Source organism: Paenibacillus massiliensis subsp. panacisoli DSM 21345 (genome assembly GCF_000426545.1).
In the GTDB taxonomy this organism is placed as follows: domain Bacteria; phylum Bacillota; class Bacilli; order Paenibacillales; family Paenibacillaceae; genus Paenibacillus; species Paenibacillus panacisoli.
In genome coordinates, this window is sequence record NZ_AUFO01000010.1 from 39,162 (window position 1) to 57,367 (window position 18,206).

Sequence of the window (18,206 nt, forward strand, 5' to 3'; positions counted from 1 at the left end):
TACCTTTATGTGTTGTGACTTTGCGGCTACTCTATCGCTACTCTATCGCTACTCTATCGCTACTCTATCGCTACTCTATCGCTACTCTGCCGCTACTGTACTGCTACTGTAGGAACACCTACATTCTAGTTTTTCGCACGGTAGCTTGCGCCTTTCTGGTCACCCAGACCAAAATAATGGCGGAAATTGTAGATGAGTGGCTGCCATTTCAAAGGATCAATCTTATGGTCAGCCTGCAGAATGTGTGGATGGGCGTGCACATGTACTACTTTGACTTCCACAATAGCCATGTACGGCGTATGTTCGGGAACACGGATATGGTGCACCTCAGCCTCCAATTGAAGGGGGCACTCCGCTACACGCATGGGTCCAACCTGAGCAGATGTTTGTGGTGTCCATCCTCCGGCGCTGAATTTGTCCTTCCTATATCGAAATCCGAGCTGCTGCTTGGCTTCGGGTACAGGATTCATTCCCGTATAAGATGCGATCTGTTCGACTTGCTCCCATGAGCCAGCCTCTGGCAAATTAATGACACATTGCGGCAGGCGCATAATATTCGCGTAGGCTTGTCCCTGGATACCCATACCGAGGACAATGCAGTCACCAAGCGCCCAGGAAGAGGACAAGGGAGACAGATTCGTAGATCCGTCTTCATTAGAGGTGCTCAGCAAAAGGATTGGCATGCCATAATACAATATGTTGGGCTGGATGCTAACGTGGGAATTCATTTGGCTCATCTCTCCTTATTAACAGCTATGTATCAAGATTACCTGTATTGTATCGCGCAGATATTTCATATATGATCGAAATATGAATGCATATCCGAATATAGCTGTCGTAGCCTCATTGATTGCTGATCCGAGCAGGGCGATATTTCTGGAGTCCCTATTGGACGGAAGGGCTCTTCCAGCAGGTGAATTAGCTTATATGGCGAGTGTCTCGCCCCAGACGGCCAGCAGCCATCTTGCCAAGCTGGTAGAGGGAGGCTTGCTTACGGTCGAGCCCCAAGGACGTCATCGCTATTACCGGATAGCGGGACCGGAAGTGGCACGACTTGTCGAAACGATGGCTAACTTGGCGCCACCTGTACAGATTCGATCTCTGAGGCAGTCTGAGCAGTTAAGACGACTAAGCGGTGCTCGTACCTGCTATCGTCATCTGGCGGGGCAACTAGGCATTGCCATCTGCGAAGCGTTGCTTGTAAAAGGAGTTCTGAAGGAGCCAGCAGCAGGGGAGGAGCGGAATTACGAGATTACAGCGGAGGGCTATACCTGGCTTAAGTCTTTCGGGATTGAATGGACAAATTCTTCCTCATCACGCCGGGCTATAGCACGCCAATGTCTCGATTGGAGCGAACGTCGCTACCATGTTGCAGGTGTGCTGGGAGAGAAGCTGCTGAACCGTCTGCTAGACCTAGGGTGGATTCGTACCCGTCCGGACAGTCGTGCTGTAGACATCACTTTGGAGGGCAGAGCGGGCCTTCAGGAGTCGTTTGGAATTACATGGGAAGCCAATTAGTCGGATCAATAGCGAATCAGGTCCATCAGAAAATTGAAACAGATAACATTTGAACTCGAATGAAAAAAGTGTGGAATCATGTAGAAATACGATTGAAATGTACCCAAGTAGATTGTTTTGTCTTGACTTTGACAATTTAGTTCATTAAAATCAAAAAATAATTACAATATGGATTTGATGACGGGACCAAGTAATCCGGCACCCACAAGTACAGAGAGGAGCTCCTTGGCTGGAAGAGCTCTCTTGATGAACGGACGAATGACTTCCCCGAGAACAAACAGCGAACAAGAGTATGGCAGTATCCTGCTGTGCGATTAGTAGCTGATTTGCGCTGTGCGGGCGTTACACGTGTTGAGCGATACGGACTGCGGATTTCTGAATCCGAGGTGCGTTATCGGAATGTGGGTGGTACCACGGGTGATCGTAAACGACAATCTCTCGTCCCTGTTTGTTACAGACAGGGCGAGGGATTTTTTTGTTGTATATGGCAAGCTGTTCATATTGAATTGCAGAGATAATGGAGGGAAACGAAATGGCCTTTCAAAAACCGACAGGGACGCAGGATCTGCTGCCCGGTACCGTCGAGAAATGGCAGTACGTAGAGGAGAAAGTGCGGGATATTAGCCGCCGCTTCAACTACCGTGAAATTCGTACACCGATCTTCGAGCAGACAGAGTTGTTCGTTCGTGGTGTAGGAGAGACCACCGATGTGGTCGAGAAGGAAATGTACACCTTCAAGGACAAGGGCGACCGCAGCATGACTCTTCGCCCGGAGGGAACCGCAGGCGTGGTCCGGTCTTTTGTCGAGAATAAGCTGTACGGCGAACCCGACGTAACCAAGCTGTACTATGTGGGACCTATGTTCCGCTATGAGCGACCTCAGGCGGGTCGGCAGCGCCAGTTCCACCAATTCGGGATTGAGGCGCTGGGAGCGACTGATCCTGCGATTGATGCTGAAGTGATTGCTATGGGCTACCAGCTCTGTGTGGAGCTGGGCCTGAAGGATGTCCGTGTCGAGGTGAACTCGGTCGGCAATGCGTCTAGCCGTGCGGCTTATCGCCAACGCCTGCTGGATTTCCTGCTTCCGATGAAGGATACCCTGTGCAAGGATTGTCAATCCCGCATCGAGCGTAACCCGCTCCGAGTGCTGGACTGCAAGGTGGATCAGGATAAATTCACGGATGCGCCTTCCATACTGGATAGTCTGGATGAGGAATGCAGCACACATTTTGCCAAGGTTCAATCGTATCTCAATGATATGAATGTGGAGTTTACCTTGAATTCCCGCCTTGTACGAGGACTAGATTACTACACGATGACTGCCTTCGAATTCAAGGCGCAGGGCATCGGCGCCATTGATACGATCGGCGGGGGGGGACGCTACAACGGGCTTGTCGGAGACCTCGGAGGACCAGATCAGCCAGGTATCGGCTTCGGCATGGGGCTGGAGCGGATTCAACTGATTCTGGAGCATCAGGGAATTGCAGCAGATACGTCTAAGCCACTCGATGTGTACCTGATTCCACTTGGGGAAGCCGCCGAACGCGAGGTCACCAAGCAACTGTTCCTGTTGCGTCAAGCCGGGATTGCTGCCGAGCGCGATTATCTGAATCGTAAAATGAAGGCTCAGATGAAAGCTGCAGACCGACTGCACACACGTTATACAGCTATTTTGGGTGATGACGAGCTGGAGCGCGGCGAGATTGCCCTGAAAGCAATGGCTACAGGAGAGCAACGCACCGTTCGTCTGGATGAGCTTAAGGATGCACTGATATAGGCTGATTATATAAGTTGAACTTAAACATGTAAGCTTACGTTCAATTTAAATAGAAAATATACATTTTAAAGGAGAATGATCATGAATAGGAGTCATCAATGCGGCACCCTGACAACAGCGCATATTGGAGAGACAGTAACCCTGAACGGCTGGGTACAGACCCGTCGTGACCTGGGTGGCGTGTTGTTCATCGATCTCCGCGACCGCAGCGGAATCGTTCAAGTTGTATTTAATCCCGCATTTTCTGGTGATGCTCTGGGCATTGCTGACCGTGTGCGTAGTGAATACGTCATTGCTGTCAAAGGTACAGTGGTGAAGCGTGACGCAGAGACGATTAACCCGAACCTGGCGACAGGGGAGATTGAAGTACAGATTACCGAGATCGAAGTATTGAATGCAGCCAAGACTCCTCCGTTCTTCATCGAAGATGGAGTAGAGGTGGATGAGTCCCTGCGTCTCAAATACCGCTATCTGGATCTGCGTCGTCCAGAAATGTATAACACACTCAAGCTGCGTTCCAAGGCTGCGAAGATCTTCCGCGACTTCCTGGATGGAGAAGACTTCATTGAGGTAGAGACACCAATCCTGACGAAGAGCTCGCCAGAGGGTGCGCGTGACTATCTGGTACCAAGCCGTGTGCATGAGGGTGAATTCTTCGCTCTGCCACAATCGCCGCAAATCTACAAGCAGCTGCTGATGGTAGGTGGCCTTGAGCGTTACTATCAAATTGCTCGCTGCTTCCGTGACGAAGACCTTCGTGCAGATCGTCAGCCAGAATTTACTCAAGTCGATATTGAGACATCCTTCCTTCAGCAGGATGACCTCATGGGCATGATGGAACAATTGATGGCCAGATTGCTCCGCGAGACGGTCGGTGTAGAATTGGAGCTGCCATTCCAACGCATTACTTATGCTGATGCCATGGGTAAATACGGCTCAGATAAGCCGGATCTGCGCTTTGGTATGGAGTTGATCGAGATGAACGATATTGTAGCGACTAGCGGTGTGAAGGTGTTCGCTTCGGTCATTGAGAAGGGTGGAGAAGTGAAGGTCCTGAATGCGAAGGGCTGCGGAACATGGACACGTAAAGAGATTGACGATCTTGGACCATATGCTGCACGCTATGGTGCGAAGGGTCTGGCGTGGATTCAAGTCAAGGACGGCGAATTCAAGGGGCCAATCGTGAAGTTCTTTACGCCGGAAGAGATCGAAGCTGTCAAAGAGCGCACGGGAGCCGAAGAAGGCGACTTGCTGCTGTTCTCGGCAGACACGAAGAAGGTCGTAGCGGATGTACTCGGTGCCTTGCGTCTGAAGATTGGGCGCCAACTGGGGCTGATCGATGACAGCAAATTCAAGTTCGTGTGGGTGGTAGACTTCCCGCTGCTCGGTTATGATGAGGATCAAAAACGTTATGTAGCGGAGCATCATCCGTTCACTCGTCCAAAGGATGAGGATCTGGCGCTGTTCGATACTGACCCGGGACAAATTCGTGCCCAAGCCTATGACATCGTCCTGAACGGCTACGAAGTTGGTGGCGGCTCCATGCGGATCTATAAGCGTGATGTGCAGGAGAAAATGTTCAACGCAATCGGCCTGTCTCCAGAGGAAGCCAACGATAAATTCGGCTATCTGCTCGATGCCTTCGATTACGGAACGCCTCCTCACGGTGGTATCGCCTTTGGTTTCGACCGTCTGGTGATGCTGCTTACGGGTCGCACGAATCTGAGAGAGACAATTGCCTTCCCGAAAACAGCGAGTGCTACCGATCTGCTCATGAACGCACCGTCTGGGGTGGATCAGTCGCAGCTGGAGCAGCTGCATATTCGTCTCGCACCGAAGCCGGCTGCAAGCAAGGCTTAATATCACAGCATGACAAAGGAGGTCATCGACGGGTATGCTGAATCAGTTCTCCCGTACTGAGCTGGCTATTGGCTCCGAAGGACTTGAGAAGTTAAAAAATAGCACAGTCGCTGTGCTTGGCATAGGCGGTGTAGGATCGATTGCGGTAGAGGCTCTAGCTCGCAGCGGAGTTGGCCGGATCATCCTGATCGACAAGGATGTCGTGGATATCACCAACATTAACCGTCAGATCCACGCGCTTACCAGCACGATTGGACAGAAGAAGGCCGATCTGATGGTAGATCGTGTGAAGCTGATTAATCCTGAATGCGAAGCGATAGCTCTTAACATGTTCTATACAGAAGAGACCTATGAGGAGCTGTTCAAATTCGAGTTGGATTATGTCATTGATGCTTCCGACACGATCTCTTACAAGATCCATCTGATCAAGCAGTGTCTGGAGCGCAAGGTTCCCATCATTTCAAGCATGGGCGCAGCGAACCGGATGGACCCGACCAAGTTCCAGGTAGCGGATATTTCCAAAACTTCGATGGACCCGATGGCTCGTGTCATTCGAACGAAGCTGCGCAAGGAAGGCATCAAGAAAGGCGTTAAGGTGGTCTTTTCCACGGAGGAGCCGATCAAGCCGCGTGAGGATATCACGAAGAAGATCGTGCCGGAAAATGCTCCAGCAATCCGTAAAGCCAAACAGCCTCCTGCAAGCAATGCATTCGTACCGCCTGTTGCTGGCTTGATCATGGTCAGTGTCGCGGTGAAGGAACTGCTTGCATAGAGCTTCCTTATAACTTGTAGCTTAAACTAGGGGCCGTTGCCTTCCTTATGGTTAAGCGTGCAAGGCTAGCATGCAAGACTCCATTTGCATACTCAACATTAATGCCCGGTTGCACCTGTGCACTGGCTGGTCCGTAGATAGCATCTTCATTGCTGTCTGCGGGCTTTTTTTATGTAACCATCTAAGGCTCCGTCTCTAAGGTTACATCTCTAAAGCTCTGTCTCTATAGCTCGATCTCTATAGTTTCATCCCTACGTACGTATTCCTTCTCCTTGAACTATGCCCGTCTTCTTTTCCTGTATGCTGTGCAAGAGCTTTGTTATGTCTAACCTCCGCATGTCCAAGCCTTATATTCTTGTGAAACCGACAGTTTAGTGCAAATTGTGATTTCTAAAAACTTGTGATTGTAATCACAATCGACCTTATCACCGTATGTTAAGTTGTTAGTGAGAAATGTTCTCAACGAATGCAAGCCATCAAGCAATTAATTCAAGTCACAAAAGACAGTCAAAGTTAAACCCAATATCGACTGCCGTAATACGGTAGCTAGCCAGGAGTGATGAGATGGGTCGTACGTTAAGCATGAATGAGCCAATATTGCACCTTGTGGAGCGTTATCCTGAAGTGAAGGACATCATGATCGAACTGGGCTTTCGTGATATCGCCATTCCAGGCATGCTGCAGACGGCAGGTCGTTACATGACCTTGAACAAAGGTATGAAGCTGAAAAAGATGGATGTAGATACGGTTCGGCAAGCCTTTGCCATGCAGGGCTTTGCACTTGAAGAATAGAGGGGCGAGCGAAGATGAGTGAATTGATTAATAATCGTGAAATGATGGGAAAAGAACGGTCGGAGCGTCAGGAGCTGCTGAAGGAGATTATCAAGGAACTGCATGCTGGTAAAAGTGTCGACGAGGTCAAGGCTCGCTTCGAAGAGGCGGTCGGTGATGTGACGGTGGCGGAGATTTCCGAATTGGAGCACGCCTTGATGACGGAGGAGGGCATTCCTGTATCCGAGGTGCAACGCCTTTGCTCTGTGCATACAGCCATCTTCAAGGGATCGATCCAGGACATTCACCGGTCTGAGAAGCCTGAAGAGCAGCCAGGTCACCCGGTACACACCTTCAAGCTGGAAAATCGCGAAATTGAGAAGCTGGTCAATTTCCAGATTGATCTACACAAGGACAAGTTCGCCAGACAGGATAGTGACGAGATCAGATACAAGCTGCTGGAGGATCTCAATCTGCTGCTGGACATCGACAAGCACTATAGCCGTAAGGAGAATCTGCTCTTCCCTTACCTGGAGCGCTACGGAATTTTTGGGCCAACAAAGGTGATGTGGGGAATTGATGACGGCATTCGGGCGATGATCAAGGGCGCCAAAGCGATGCTGACTAACTATACGGGCAATCAACAAGAGGTAGTGGACACGCTGGAGCAAGCGATCCGCGAGGTCAACGAGATGATTTTCAAGGAAGAGAACATCTTGCTCCCGATGGCTCTAGGTAAGCTGACTGAGGATGAATGGGTCAAGATTGCGCATGAAAGCCCGGAAATTGGCTTTTGCCTAACAGCCCCAGAGCAGGAATGGATTCCTCATAGAGCAGCGGAGCCAGAAGGAGCCCAAGCAGACTTTCACGGTGCGCAGACGGCTACAGGGCAAGATGGCACAGCGCAGACTGAAGGTGCGACTCCACAGGGCTTCATCCGCTTTGAGACGGGAATTCTATCCATGCAGCAGCTGGAGCTGATCATGAATCACTTGCCAGTGGATCTAACCTTTATTGATGAGAATGATGTTGTTCGCTACTTCTCTCATGGTAAAGAACGGATCTTCGCCCGTACAAAAGCCGTAATTGGCCGTACAGTGCAAAATTGTCATCCACCACAAAGCGTACATGTCGTAGAGAAGCTGCTGGAGGACTTCAAAGCCGGGAAGAAGGATGCTGAGGATTTCTGGATTACAATGAAGGACAAATTCATCCTGATTCGCTACTTCGCTGTCCGTGATGCAGATGGTCGTTATCTGGGGACATTGGAATTTACGCAGAATGTTGCGCCCATTCGTGCCTTGGAAGGACAGAAACGAATTTTGTCCGAATAGTATTGTCTAAATAATATTGTCTAAATCGTATTGTCTGAATAGTGTGGTAATGGACAGGACATAACTGGACTAATAACAGGATACCATCCAAGCTAGCCGCATCAGAAACGAACTAAATAAGAATTAAGTCCAGAATAACGGAACTCTGCTCAAATGGTAGAGGTCCGTTGTTTTGTGATTTTGGAATGATTGGATTCAGTCGGAGGTCGGGCGTGGAGCAGTCTTTGGAGGGGGAATGAAAAGGGATCTGAAACTATTGTGAAAGCCTTGTGAAAGGTGCGAAAGGAGTGTATGATGGGTAATGTTTGCTTTTTATCATGACATCTTATGTTAACGATTTGGAGGCTGCACGTTTATGAACCGAGGGATGTTTTCCCGTACGCTTGGCTTCACACCCGAGCACCAATGGAAGAAGGAAATTACGGCGGGGCTGCTGTCTTACTTCTCCGTAGTCTATATTATTTTGGTCAATGCAACGATTCTGTCTGATGCTGGCATGCCCTTGCAGGGTGCTATGCTGGCGACACTGCTTACTTCGGTGGCAGGCTGTCTGCTGATGGCCTTTGGTGGTAAATCTCCGATTATTGTGGTGCCCGGGATGGGGATCAATGCGTTCTTCACCTATACACTTGTTCACTCCATGAAGCTGAGCTGGCAGGAAGCGCTGACGGTCGTATCCATCACGGGTGTGCTGTTCGCGATCGTGGCGTTCACTTCCCTATATCGCAAGATTAGCGAGGCGATTCCTCATAATCTCCAGCACGGCATTACCGTTGGGATCGGGCTGTTCCTGACCTTCATTGGTCTGCAAAAGAGCGGGATCGTGATTGCTCATCAGACGACCTTTGTTGCTATTGGACATTTTAGTGATCCTGGGGTTATTACCGCTTGTGTGACGTTGATTCTGGCCTTGATTTTGTTTATTCGAAATGTGCAAGGCGGGCTGTTGATCAGCATGCTGGTAGGTACGGGGCTGGCATATTTGCTGGGGGCGGTGCACCCACAGGCTGCTGTGAAGAGTGAGGAGACTGTGCGGCAATATGGTGAGCTCTTCGCGCACTTTACAGCTTCAGGCTTCGTTACGATCGCGTTCTGGATCGCCGTCTTCCTACTACTGCTCATTGTGGTCTTTGAGAACATTGGCCTTGTTGCGGGTCAGACCGCGATGATTGGCAAGCCGGAGGCATTCAAAGGCAGTCTGCGTGCGCTGGCCATCAGTAATATTTTTGCTGGACTGTTCGGTACAAGCCCTACCGTGGCCGCGGCGGAATCCACTGCCGGGATTGCGGCAGGAGGTCGAACAGGTGTTACGCCACTCGTGACAGCGATCATGTTTGGTCTGACCTTCTTCTTCATTCCGCTGCTGACATACATTCCAGATAGTGCTATTGCTCCTGTGCTGATTATTATCGGTGGCTTGATGGTGCAGAATGTGAAGGAAATGAACTTTGCGGATTTTGCAGACGCATTTCCAGCTTTCCTGATCATGGTCATGATTCCGTTCACCTACAGCATTGTGGATGGAATGGCATTTGGCTTCATCGCATACCCCTTGGCGAAGCTTGCAGCGGGAAAAGGTAAAGAAGTGCCACTCGTGCTGTATGTCATTGCTATCCTGTTCCTTGCCAATTTCGTCCTGCATGCAGTAGTCTGAACGCAACCGGATCTTTTAGAAGTCTCTGAACCTTAGTCATATGGGTTCAGAGGCTTTTTTGTATTCTCAGGTAGTCAGTGGTTTTTGTTTATCACAACTCATTAATAATATATTTAGACACAATTCGATATAAGCTGTACTAGTGATCAAGAAAGATTAAAAAAGAATTGATATTTATATGCTTTTGCTTTAAATTGAATAAAAACATACCGATTGAATGTTTTTTTGGGAGGGATAATTTGAGGAAGAAGTATACAGCAAAGGAAGTCAGAAACTTAATACTAGACACTGCTTCTGTTTTATTTATTGAGAAAGGGTATGAGCAGACTTCAATCAGTGAAATTGTTGCCGGATTGGATGGACTTACTCGCGGTGCGATTTACCATCATTTTGAATCCAAATATCAGATTATTGTAGGAATCGCAAAAAGGTTTATACCGGATCAGGATTTATTAGATTCTATTGATGAACGAGAGGATTTAAGTGGTCTAGAAAAAATTCAAAATATTTTACTTGAAGCGATGTTTAATGAGGATATTACTCAATCCACAGCAGCTTCATTAGCCTTACTAAACGATCCCACTTTCAGCTCGATTTATAACACACAAATATGCGAAATTCTGGCTCCCAAAATAGTAAACTACATTCATGCAGGTAATGAGGATGGCTCTATTAAGGTAGCATATCCAGAACAAATGGCTGAAATCATTATTTTATTAACAAGTACCTGGTTCATCCAAGCATTATTCCCAAATACAATGGAGACGTTTTTTGAAAAATTAAAAGCTGCTCAGTATGTGTTAAAGGAAAGTGGAGTAAACGTTATAAGTGATGAAGTCTTCTCAACGATTGTCAAAGAACTAACAGGTGCTACTACAAAAAGGAGCAAGTAATGAAAAAAACATTGAAAATTACGGGGATTATTTTACTATCCATACTAATCATTATTGTCTTGTTTTTTGCAGGAGTGTTTATTAACAATAAAATTCAACTAAGTCGTGAAGAAAAGAAGATAGCTTCTTACGGCGAAACTGTTGCTATAGATGGAGAAAACATGAACTTCCAGATCTCCGGGACAGGTGAAAAGACAATCGTTTTATTACCGGGCTATATGACAGCTGCACCGATCATTGATTTCAAGCAACTGATTAGTGAGTTAGAAAAAAACTATCGAGTTATTGCGATAGAACCCTTTGGATATGGTCTAAGTGATGATACGGATAAGGAAAGATCTGTTGAAAATATAACCGACGAAATACATGAGGTGTTGGTTAAGCAGGGAATCAAAAAGTATACGATTATGGGCCATTCAATTACGGGGGTCTACTCTCTTGAGTATATTAAAAAATATCCTAATGAGGTTGAAGCCTTTATAGGAATTGATAGCAGCCTTCCTTCACAAGGGGGAGCCGATGATAATATAGCGGGGGCCATTGAGCTTTTAAGTAAATCGGGACTGTATCGTGTACTCTCAAATATGAACACCGACATGCTGAACATTCCAGATGTGGGAGATAAATTAGCCGAGCAATATAAATATTTGTCTCTAAAAAATATAGGATCAAAAGCAACAATGAATGAAGGCAAATCCATGCTGGAGAATTTTAATAAAACGGCTGAGATACAGTACCCTAAAAGTCTGCCCGTTATGTATTTCTTGGCAACAGAAAGCATGGATTCTAATGATAACTGGTTGAGGATTCATCAAGACATGGTTAAGAATAGTGACAAGTCAGCTATTCAAATCATAGAGGGAGGACACTATTTACATCATACTAAATCAAAGGAATTAGCTGAGCTTACGGCATCTTTTTTAGAATGATAATGTATTAAAACCACTGGACAGTCAAAAGCTCTTGCCGAAAAAATGATGTGGCACCAAAAGGAATGATCGGCTGTTCTTATGGGGAACTGCAGGGTTCGGGAAAGCGGGTTCATGTTGGGCTTCTTATAGCTTTCGTTGGAGGAATGTGGTATATTGGTAATCCTTTTGTGTTGTCAGCGATTGACCATAAGAGAATATTCTTAGGAGGTAACTGAAACATGTCACAAAGCTTTCAAAGTGCCTATCAAGAAGAAGTTGATCGACTGAAGCGGACCATGGAGACAGTGGACCAGCAGCTGGAACGACTGCGAGGAATACCGATCTATACAGGTCATGACTTCACGGAGCAGGTTCTTGAGGCCCAGCGTGAAGAACGACGAGTTGCCTTGGCGAAAAGCTCTAAGGAGCCTTATTTCGGGCGGCTGGATTTTGAAGAATCGGGAACGGATAACCGAAAGCCGCTCTACATCGGTAAGGTCGGTGTGGATCGGGAAGAGGTAGGGGATCATCCGTTGGTCATTGACTGGCGTGCGCCCGTAGCCAGCCTGTTCTACTCCTTCACTGGGGGTGAGGGCCCAGCCACCTATGAAGCTCCGGAGGGTCTGATTGAAGGGTTGGTATACCTGAAGCGGAACGTGGTTATTCGCCAGCGAATGCTGGAGAGGATTGCGGATACCTTCAACCGGGATAGTGACCAACCAGCGGTGTCCGATGAATTTCTCGTATACCGACTCGGGGAGAATAAGGACAACAAGCTACGTGATATCGTCTCCACGATCCAGGCCGAGCAGGACCAGATTATTCGGGCGCAGCGGGATACAGCCTTGATTATTCAGGGTGTAGCAGGCTCGGGTAAGACGACTGTGGCCTTGCATCGGCTTGCTTTCCTGCTGTATCAGTACAAGGAGCAGGTTGCGGCTGAGCGTATGATCATTTTTGCCCCCAACCATATGTTTTTGGACTATATTTCGGATGTGCTGCCTGAGCTGGGTGTTGGAGATATTCAGCAGAGCACATTCACGGATTGGGCTGTCCAGCTACTTGAGATTGAGCTTCCGATTGCAAATGCAAGTGAGACGTTGAATCTCTGGTTCGAGGACCCGAATAACCGTCCGAAGCTTAGTGATGAGGTGCCGGGACGCTACAAGGGCTCGATCCGATTCATGACTTTGCTGAAGGAATGGCTATCCGGACTGGAGAGTGACGCTGTACCAGAGGCAGACTTCATACCGTGGGATGGGGCTGTGCTGACCAGATCCGAGATTGAGCGCTGGTTCAGCGAGGAATATAGACATTATCCTCTTGCGAAGCGCAAGGAGCGCGTCATGGCACGGATTCATCGCTGGATTGAGATGGAGCTGAAGCAGCTGAAATCGGAAGCCCTGCGCAAGGAATGTAAGAAGAAGGCAGCCACGCGCGAGAAGGCCTATGCCAAGAAATGGCCACAATATGAGCCGCTAACGATGTACAAGCAGCTATTTAAGACTGTCAAGGGAGGGAGTGTCCCTGACGAGATCCATGCTCAGCTTCCACGCTCGATCGTGAAGCAGACGGCTACGGATTTGAAGCAGAATATCATCCGTGAGGAGGATCTGCCTGCGTTGGTGTACATCCATGCGTTAATCCATGATATTGATGGTGGACAGCGGTTCGACCATATCGTCATTGATGAAGCACAGGATTTCTCTCCATTTCATGTAGCCTTGTTGGATTTGTTCGTCAAAGGGCACTCCTTCACGATCCTGGGAGACCTGTCCCAAGGCATTCATGAGTATCGCGGGGTCCACACCTGGGATGAGATGAGCAGTCTCTTTCCTGCTGAGCATCATGCTTATTATGCACTGACACGCAGTTATCGTTCGACTATGGAGATCATAGATTATGCCAACATTATTCTGGAGCGCGGCGTGAAGAGCGGTATTACTGCGATCCCGGTGTTTCGTAGTGGTGATCCGGTCCGGGTCATTGCTCACCCGACGCAGAAGCGCAGTATGGATCTGGAACGTGCGTTGCGACATTTGACCGGGAAGGATTACCGCACCGTTGCCATTCTGACACGTACATTAAGCGAGGCCGTTGAATTGCATGCGGAGCTTGCCAAGCAAGGCTGGGAGCTGAATCTGATTGACGGCAGCAAAAAGCAGTACACAGGCGGTCACTCTGTCCTTCCTGTCTATCTCTCTAAGGGGCTGGAATTCGACGCGGTCGTTGTTGCGGATGCAGATACAGAGCATTATCTGAGCAATGCCGGAGATGCGAAGCTACTGTATGTAGGCTGTACGCGGGCATTGCATGAGCTCTGGCTGCTCCATAGCGGAGCTCTGCCAGATTATGCCCAAGCTGTTGATCTGACAGATAGCGAGAACATGGTTCTGGAGGGCTGGCCTGAAGACTAGTTGAGCACGTGGGGATGACTAGGCTCGGTTGATATCCGTAAGATAGAACAATATATTGGTGACTGGAGCCGGCTCCGTTGTCACAATGGCAAAGACAGGCTGCAATCTCCGTAGTGAGCGCCTGTCTTTGCCATATCCAGATAAATTACTTATAATAGCGTCAAATCATAGCATCAGAAAAAGAATAGATTGAAAAATAGAAAAGCAAAGAAGAAGCAAAGAAGAAGCAGGGAAGAAGCAAAAAAAGGAGTAAATACAAGGCGGTTATTTTAAGCAAAGGTGAATATAAAAATGAGCAAACCAACCATTTACGATGTAGCCAGAGAAGCAGGCGTCTCGATTGCTACCGTCTCCAAAGTGCTGAATCATAACGGTCGTATCAGTGACAAGACACGGCAGAAGGTGACGCGCATCATGGAGCAATTGAACTATCAGCCGAGTATGGTGGCTTCCGCGCTTACGAGCCAGCGAACAGGCACAATTGGCCTGATGATTCCGGACATTGCCAATCCCTTCTTCGCAGAAGCAGCCCGTCATTTCGAGGATCATGCCCAGCAAGCGGGAAATGATCTGGTGATCTGTAGCACCGATCGTGATGATACGAAGGCGGAGCGATATATCTCGTCTCTGCTGCGTAAGCGTGTAGACGGGTTGATCATCGCCTCGCACACAGGTCCGCCGGAGCGGGTAGCCCGTCTGCTGACCGACCGAATTCCGACGGTACTGTTCTCTGCGGATATTCGTTCGCTAGCCTGTAACAGCGTCACCATTGATGATTATCAGGGGGGCTATGAGGCCACGAAATATCTGTTGTCACTTGGGCACCGCCGGCTAGGGATTATTTCGGACAGTCTGTCTGGTAGCCGTTTGCGGGAGCAAGGCTTCATAGAGGCATTAACCGAAGCGGGACTGCAGCCGGATGAGTCTGAATGCATGATCCAGACCTCTGCCACGCTGGAGAATGGTCGGATTGCGGCACGCACGATGTTATCCATCCCTACAGATAGACGGCCAACTGCCATATTTGCCTGCAACGATCTGTTGGCCATCGGCGTACTGCAGGAGGCCAGCTACGTTGGGCTGGATGTTCCCCGGGACTTGTCTGTCGTCGGCTTCGATAATACATTGCTGGCAGATATTTGCCATCCCTCTCTCACCAGTATCGCTCAACCCCTGCGCGATATGACCAGACAATCCATGCAGCAGCTAATGGACTGCATCGCTGATCCCGATGCTGCTAAGGATAAGGTGCTGATCCAGCCAGAACTCGTTATCCGTCAATCCACAGGTCCCGCTCCCGATTAATATGACTGTTCTCCGGGAGAAAGGGACCTTTTTCCTCATGCGCTACTACGCACTATTTTTCACTTGCAGGATTCCGAAAAATGTAATTGATAAGCGCTTACATCTCTACTATAATAGGCTTTACAGTTAGGTTAAGCGCTTAACCTAAAGTGTTAACCAAATCTTTAGCAAGAGCATGACCCTGACCCTGACCCTGACCTTGATCCTGAGCCTGACTCCAAAATTCAAGCTATTAGCAAGGTAGTTAACCAAGATATTGTGCAAGAAATTTACTTGGGAGAAATATATTATGAGTCTGGTCTACTTTCGCATGTCACGTGATTCTTTAAGTAGCTAGTTGATTCTACCTTCAAGGAGGAAGCACTATGAATGGAGAGGCATTACTTCACAATGGGCAGCCTGCATTTGATCCGGTACGACCGCTTGCTTTTGATGCTACACGCCCGATGGATCTGGTATCCGTGGGCCGTCTCTGCATTGATCTGAATGCCAATGAGACAGGATGTCCCATGGAGGATACGATGACTTTTACGAAATATGTAGGAGGCTCCCCGGCGAACATTGCGATCGGTGCGGCAAGGCTGGGCTTGAAGAGTGGATTTATCGGCAAAATTGCTTCCGACCAGATGGGCCGCTTCATCCGGCGCTATCTGCAAGTGAACTATGTGGATGATAGTCAGGTTGTAGATGATCATACGGGAGCCGTAACTGGATTAGCCTTCACCGAAATCAAGAGTCCACAGGAGTGCAGCATTTTGATGTATCGTGACAATGTTGCTGATCTGCTGCTGACTACGGCGGATATCTCCGAGGACTACATTCGCCAGACCAAAGCCTTGCTCATATCCGGAACCGCGCTCGCGAAGAGTCCATCCAGGGAAGCGGTATTTCTGACACTGGAGCTAGCAGTCAAGCATGGGGTTACGGTGTTCTTTGATCTTGACTATCGCTCCTATACCTGGAAGTCGGATGCGGAGACGGCCATGTACTACAATCTGGCTGCCGAGAAATGCGACTGCATCATTGGTACTCGCGAGGAATTCGATAGGATGGAGCAGTTGTTCAATGAAGCGGCATCGGATGATCAGGTGACAGCCGAACGCTGGTTCGGGCATCGGGCGAAGCTGGTCGTCATCAAGCATGGTGGCAGTGGCTCCATCGCTTACACGTCAGACGGACAGTCACACCGTAGCGGGATCTTCCGCACGAAGGTACTGAAGACATTCGGAGCTGGTGACTCCTATGCGTCAGCCTTCATTTACGGACTCATGATAGGCGAGACAGTTGGAGAGGCCATGAAGCGCGGCAGTGCATCAGCCTCAATCGTCATTTCAAGGCATAGCTGCTCGGATGCCATGCCTACGCTGGAAGAGCTGAACACTTTTCTGCAGGAGAATGAGGAGATAAAAGAGCTTGTGTGATTCTATATAACCAATACACGAACCGGAGGAGAGAGGACATGGAGAAGCAGGGAGTAGAGGTGCTCAGGAATTATATCAATGGACAATGGGTGCAAGCAGAGGCATCGCAGACCGAGACCGTATTCAACCCCGCTACCGGAGAAGTACTGGGAGAGGTACCCTTGTCTACGCGGGAGGAGCTGGATCGCGCCGTAGCGGCAGCGAAGGAAGCATTCACAGGCTGGTCCAGCACGCCGGTGCCACGTCGCGCTCGGATCATGTTCAGGTACCAGCAGCTACTGGTAGAGCATTGGGAGGAGCTAGCCCGGCTGATTACGCTGGAGAACGGTAAAAGCTACAACGAAGCCTATGGTGAGGTACAGCGCGGGATTGAATGTGTGGAATTCGCTGCCGGAGCCCCGACATTAATGATGGGCAGACAGCTGCCGGACATTGCTACAGGTATTGAATCCGGAATGTACCGTTACCCCGTAGGCGTCGTGGGGGGAATTACCCCGTTTAATTTCCCGATGATGGTACCCTGCTGGATGTTCCCGCTTGCGATCGCCTGTGGCAATACGTTCGTGCTGAAGCCCTCCGAGCGTACTCCGCTGCTGGCAGCAAGACTTGTAGAACTATTGGAGAAAGCGGGCTTGCCCGCGGGGGTATTCAACCTCGTCAACGGGGCAAAGGATGTCGTGAATGGCCTGCTGGAGCACCCGGATGTGAAGGCGATTTCCTTCGTCGGCTCGCAGCCTGTAGCTGAGTATGTGTATCAAAAAGGCACATCTCATGCCAAGCGTGTACAGGCGCTTGCCGGAGCCAAAAATCATTCCATCGTCCTGCAGGATGCTGAACTGGAAGCGACGGCTACCCAGATCGTCAACGCAGCCTTCGGCTCGGCTGGCGAGCGTTGTATGGCTTGCTCCGTCGTAACGGTGCAGGAGGAAGTGGCCGACAGGCTGCTGGAGCTGCTGCTGCAGGCATGTGACACCATGACGATTGGCAACGGTCTGCATGAGGATACCTTCCTCGGCCCGGTGATTCGCGAAAGTCATAAAGACAGAACCATTTCCTATATTGAACAAGGTGTAGCGGAAGGAGCGAGACTGCTGAGAGATGGCCGCAAGGACAAGGCCGTGGCAGGGGATGGATATTTTGTCGGCCCGACGATTTTTGACGAGGTTACACAACAGATGAAGATTTGGCAGGAAGAGGTGTTTGCTCCTGTACTGTCGATCATTCGGGTCAAGGACGTAGAGGAGGCTGTAGACATTGCCAATGCCTCACGCTTTGCGAACGGGGCGTGTATCTTCACGAATGACGGCGGCAAGGTTCGCTATTTCCGTGAGAATATAGAGGCTGGCATGTTGGGTGTGAATGTGGGTGTCCCAGCACCGATGGCCTTCTTCCCGTTCTCTGGCTGGAAGGACTCCTTCTATGGTGACCTCCATGCGAACGGCACAGATGGGGTGGAATTCTATACTCGCAAGAAGATGGTTACGGCCCGCTGGCAGTAAGATAAAGCAGCATTGGAAGGTCATTGATAGATTGTAGATTGATAGCCTGTTGGATTGCTGGCTAGGAATCACTT

14 protein-coding genes are annotated in these 18,206 nt (G+C 49.2%); 13 read left to right on the plus strand and 1 reads right to left on the minus strand.

The features are described 5' to 3' along the window. Positions 1-125 precede the first annotated feature (125 nt). The gene (locus K331_RS0108450) at positions 126-728 is read right to left on the minus strand and encodes a flavin reductase family protein (protein ID WP_084165404.1); all 603 of its coding nucleotides are present in this window, start codon (positions 726-728) and stop codon (positions 126-128) included. A gap of 82 nt (positions 729-810) precedes the next feature. Between K331_RS0108450 and K331_RS0108455 the strand changes: the two genes are divergently transcribed. From K331_RS0108455 to K331_RS0108515, 13 genes are all read left to right on the plus strand, one after another. Further along, positions 811-1,518, plus strand: a complete 708-nt coding sequence (locus K331_RS0108455) for an ArsR/SmtB family transcription factor (protein ID WP_028589950.1) — start codon at positions 811-813, stop codon at positions 1,516-1,518. 532 nt (positions 1,519-2,050) lie between these two features. After that, positions 2,051-3,295 (plus strand): histidine--tRNA ligase, encoded by a 1,245-nt coding sequence (gene hisS, locus K331_RS0108460; RefSeq protein ID WP_028589951.1) that lies wholly within the window; start codon positions 2,051-2,053, stop codon positions 3,293-3,295. A gap of 81 nt (positions 3,296-3,376) precedes the next feature. Further along, a complete protein-coding gene (gene aspS / locus K331_RS0108465; protein ID WP_028589952.1) occupies positions 3,377-5,155 on the plus strand; it encodes an aspartate--tRNA ligase in 1,779 nt (592 codons plus the stop codon). A gap of 34 nt (positions 5,156-5,189) precedes the next feature. Next, a complete protein-coding gene (locus tag K331_RS0108470; protein WP_028589953.1) occupies positions 5,190-5,927 on the plus strand; it encodes a tRNA threonylcarbamoyladenosine dehydratase in 738 nt (245 codons plus the stop codon). Positions 5,928-6,491: 564 nt separating this feature from the next. Then, positions 6,492-6,719, plus strand: coding sequence for a DUF1858 domain-containing protein (locus K331_RS0108475; protein WP_028589954.1), 228 nt, complete (start codon positions 6,492-6,494; stop codon positions 6,717-6,719). A 14-nt stretch (positions 6,720-6,733) separates the two neighbouring features. Then, positions 6,734-8,032: a DUF438 domain-containing protein gene (locus K331_RS0108480; protein ID WP_028589955.1), complete on the plus strand. Its 1,299-nt coding sequence runs from the start codon at positions 6,734-6,736 to the stop codon at positions 8,030-8,032. Positions 8,033-8,387: 355 nt separating this feature from the next. Continuing rightward, the gene (locus tag K331_RS0108485) at positions 8,388-9,686 is read left to right on the plus strand and encodes an NCS2 family permease (RefSeq protein ID WP_028589956.1); all 1,299 of its coding nucleotides are present in this window, start codon (positions 8,388-8,390) and stop codon (positions 9,684-9,686) included. A 239-nt stretch (positions 9,687-9,925) separates the two neighbouring features. After that, complete coding sequence (locus K331_RS0108490; protein WP_028589957.1) at positions 9,926-10,579, plus strand: TetR/AcrR family transcriptional regulator; 654 nt, start codon at positions 9,926-9,928, stop codon at positions 10,577-10,579. Further along, entirely contained in the window at positions 10,579-11,508 is a 930-nt protein-coding gene (locus tag K331_RS0108495) for an alpha/beta fold hydrolase (RefSeq protein ID WP_028589958.1), read from the plus strand. Before K331_RS0108490 ends, K331_RS0108495 begins: the two co-directional genes overlap by 1 nt. 221 nt (positions 11,509-11,729) lie before the next feature. Then, positions 11,730-13,907, plus strand: coding sequence for a HelD family protein (locus K331_RS0108500; RefSeq protein WP_028589959.1), 2,178 nt, complete (start codon positions 11,730-11,732; stop codon positions 13,905-13,907). Between the two features lie 291 nt (positions 13,908-14,198). Next, positions 14,199-15,212, plus strand: coding sequence for a LacI family DNA-binding transcriptional regulator (locus tag K331_RS0108505; RefSeq protein ID WP_028589960.1), 1,014 nt, complete (start codon positions 14,199-14,201; stop codon positions 15,210-15,212). A gap of 365 nt (positions 15,213-15,577) precedes the next feature. Beyond that, positions 15,578-16,633 (plus strand): 5-dehydro-2-deoxygluconokinase, encoded by a 1,056-nt coding sequence (gene iolC, locus K331_RS0108510; protein ID WP_051289721.1) that lies wholly within the window; start codon positions 15,578-15,580, stop codon positions 16,631-16,633. Positions 16,634-16,671: 38 nt separating this feature from the next. Next, the gene (locus K331_RS0108515; RefSeq protein WP_028589962.1) at positions 16,672-18,132 is read left to right on the plus strand and encodes a CoA-acylating methylmalonate-semialdehyde dehydrogenase; all 1,461 of its coding nucleotides are present in this window, start codon (positions 16,672-16,674) and stop codon (positions 18,130-18,132) included. The last annotated feature ends 74 nt before the right edge of the window (positions 18,133-18,206 follow it).

What these genes read in the sequence shown, in the direction of transcription:
- K331_RS0108450 (WP_084165404.1), bottom strand. Translation starts at nt 728, where the DNA reads ATGAATTCCCACGTTAGCATCCAGCCCAACATATTGTATTATGGCATG.
- K331_RS0108455 (WP_028589950.1), top strand. Translation starts at nt 811, where the DNA reads ATGAATGCATATCCGAATATAGCTGTCGTAGCCTCATTGATTGCTGAT.
- hisS (WP_028589951.1), top strand. Translation starts at nt 2,051, where the DNA reads ATGGCCTTTCAAAAACCGACAGGGACGCAGGATCTGCTGCCCGGTACC.
- aspS (WP_028589952.1), top strand. Translation starts at nt 3,377, where the DNA reads ATGAATAGGAGTCATCAATGCGGCACCCTGACAACAGCGCATATTGGA.
- K331_RS0108470 (WP_028589953.1), top strand. Translation starts at nt 5,190, where the DNA reads ATGCTGAATCAGTTCTCCCGTACTGAGCTGGCTATTGGCTCCGAAGGA.
- K331_RS0108475 (WP_028589954.1), top strand. Translation starts at nt 6,492, where the DNA reads ATGGGTCGTACGTTAAGCATGAATGAGCCAATATTGCACCTTGTGGAG.
- K331_RS0108480 (WP_028589955.1), top strand. Translation starts at nt 6,734, where the DNA reads ATGAGTGAATTGATTAATAATCGTGAAATGATGGGAAAAGAACGGTCG.
- K331_RS0108485 (WP_028589956.1), top strand. Translation starts at nt 8,388, where the DNA reads ATGAACCGAGGGATGTTTTCCCGTACGCTTGGCTTCACACCCGAGCAC.
- K331_RS0108495 (WP_028589958.1), top strand. Translation starts at nt 10,579, where the DNA reads ATGAAAAAAACATTGAAAATTACGGGGATTATTTTACTATCCATACTA.
- K331_RS0108500 (WP_028589959.1), top strand. Translation starts at nt 11,730, where the DNA reads ATGTCACAAAGCTTTCAAAGTGCCTATCAAGAAGAAGTTGATCGACTG.
- K331_RS0108505 (WP_028589960.1), top strand. Translation starts at nt 14,199, where the DNA reads ATGAGCAAACCAACCATTTACGATGTAGCCAGAGAAGCAGGCGTCTCG.
- iolC (WP_051289721.1), top strand. Translation starts at nt 15,578, where the DNA reads ATGAATGGAGAGGCATTACTTCACAATGGGCAGCCTGCATTTGATCCG.
- K331_RS0108515 (WP_028589962.1), top strand. Translation starts at nt 16,672, where the DNA reads ATGGAGAAGCAGGGAGTAGAGGTGCTCAGGAATTATATCAATGGACAA.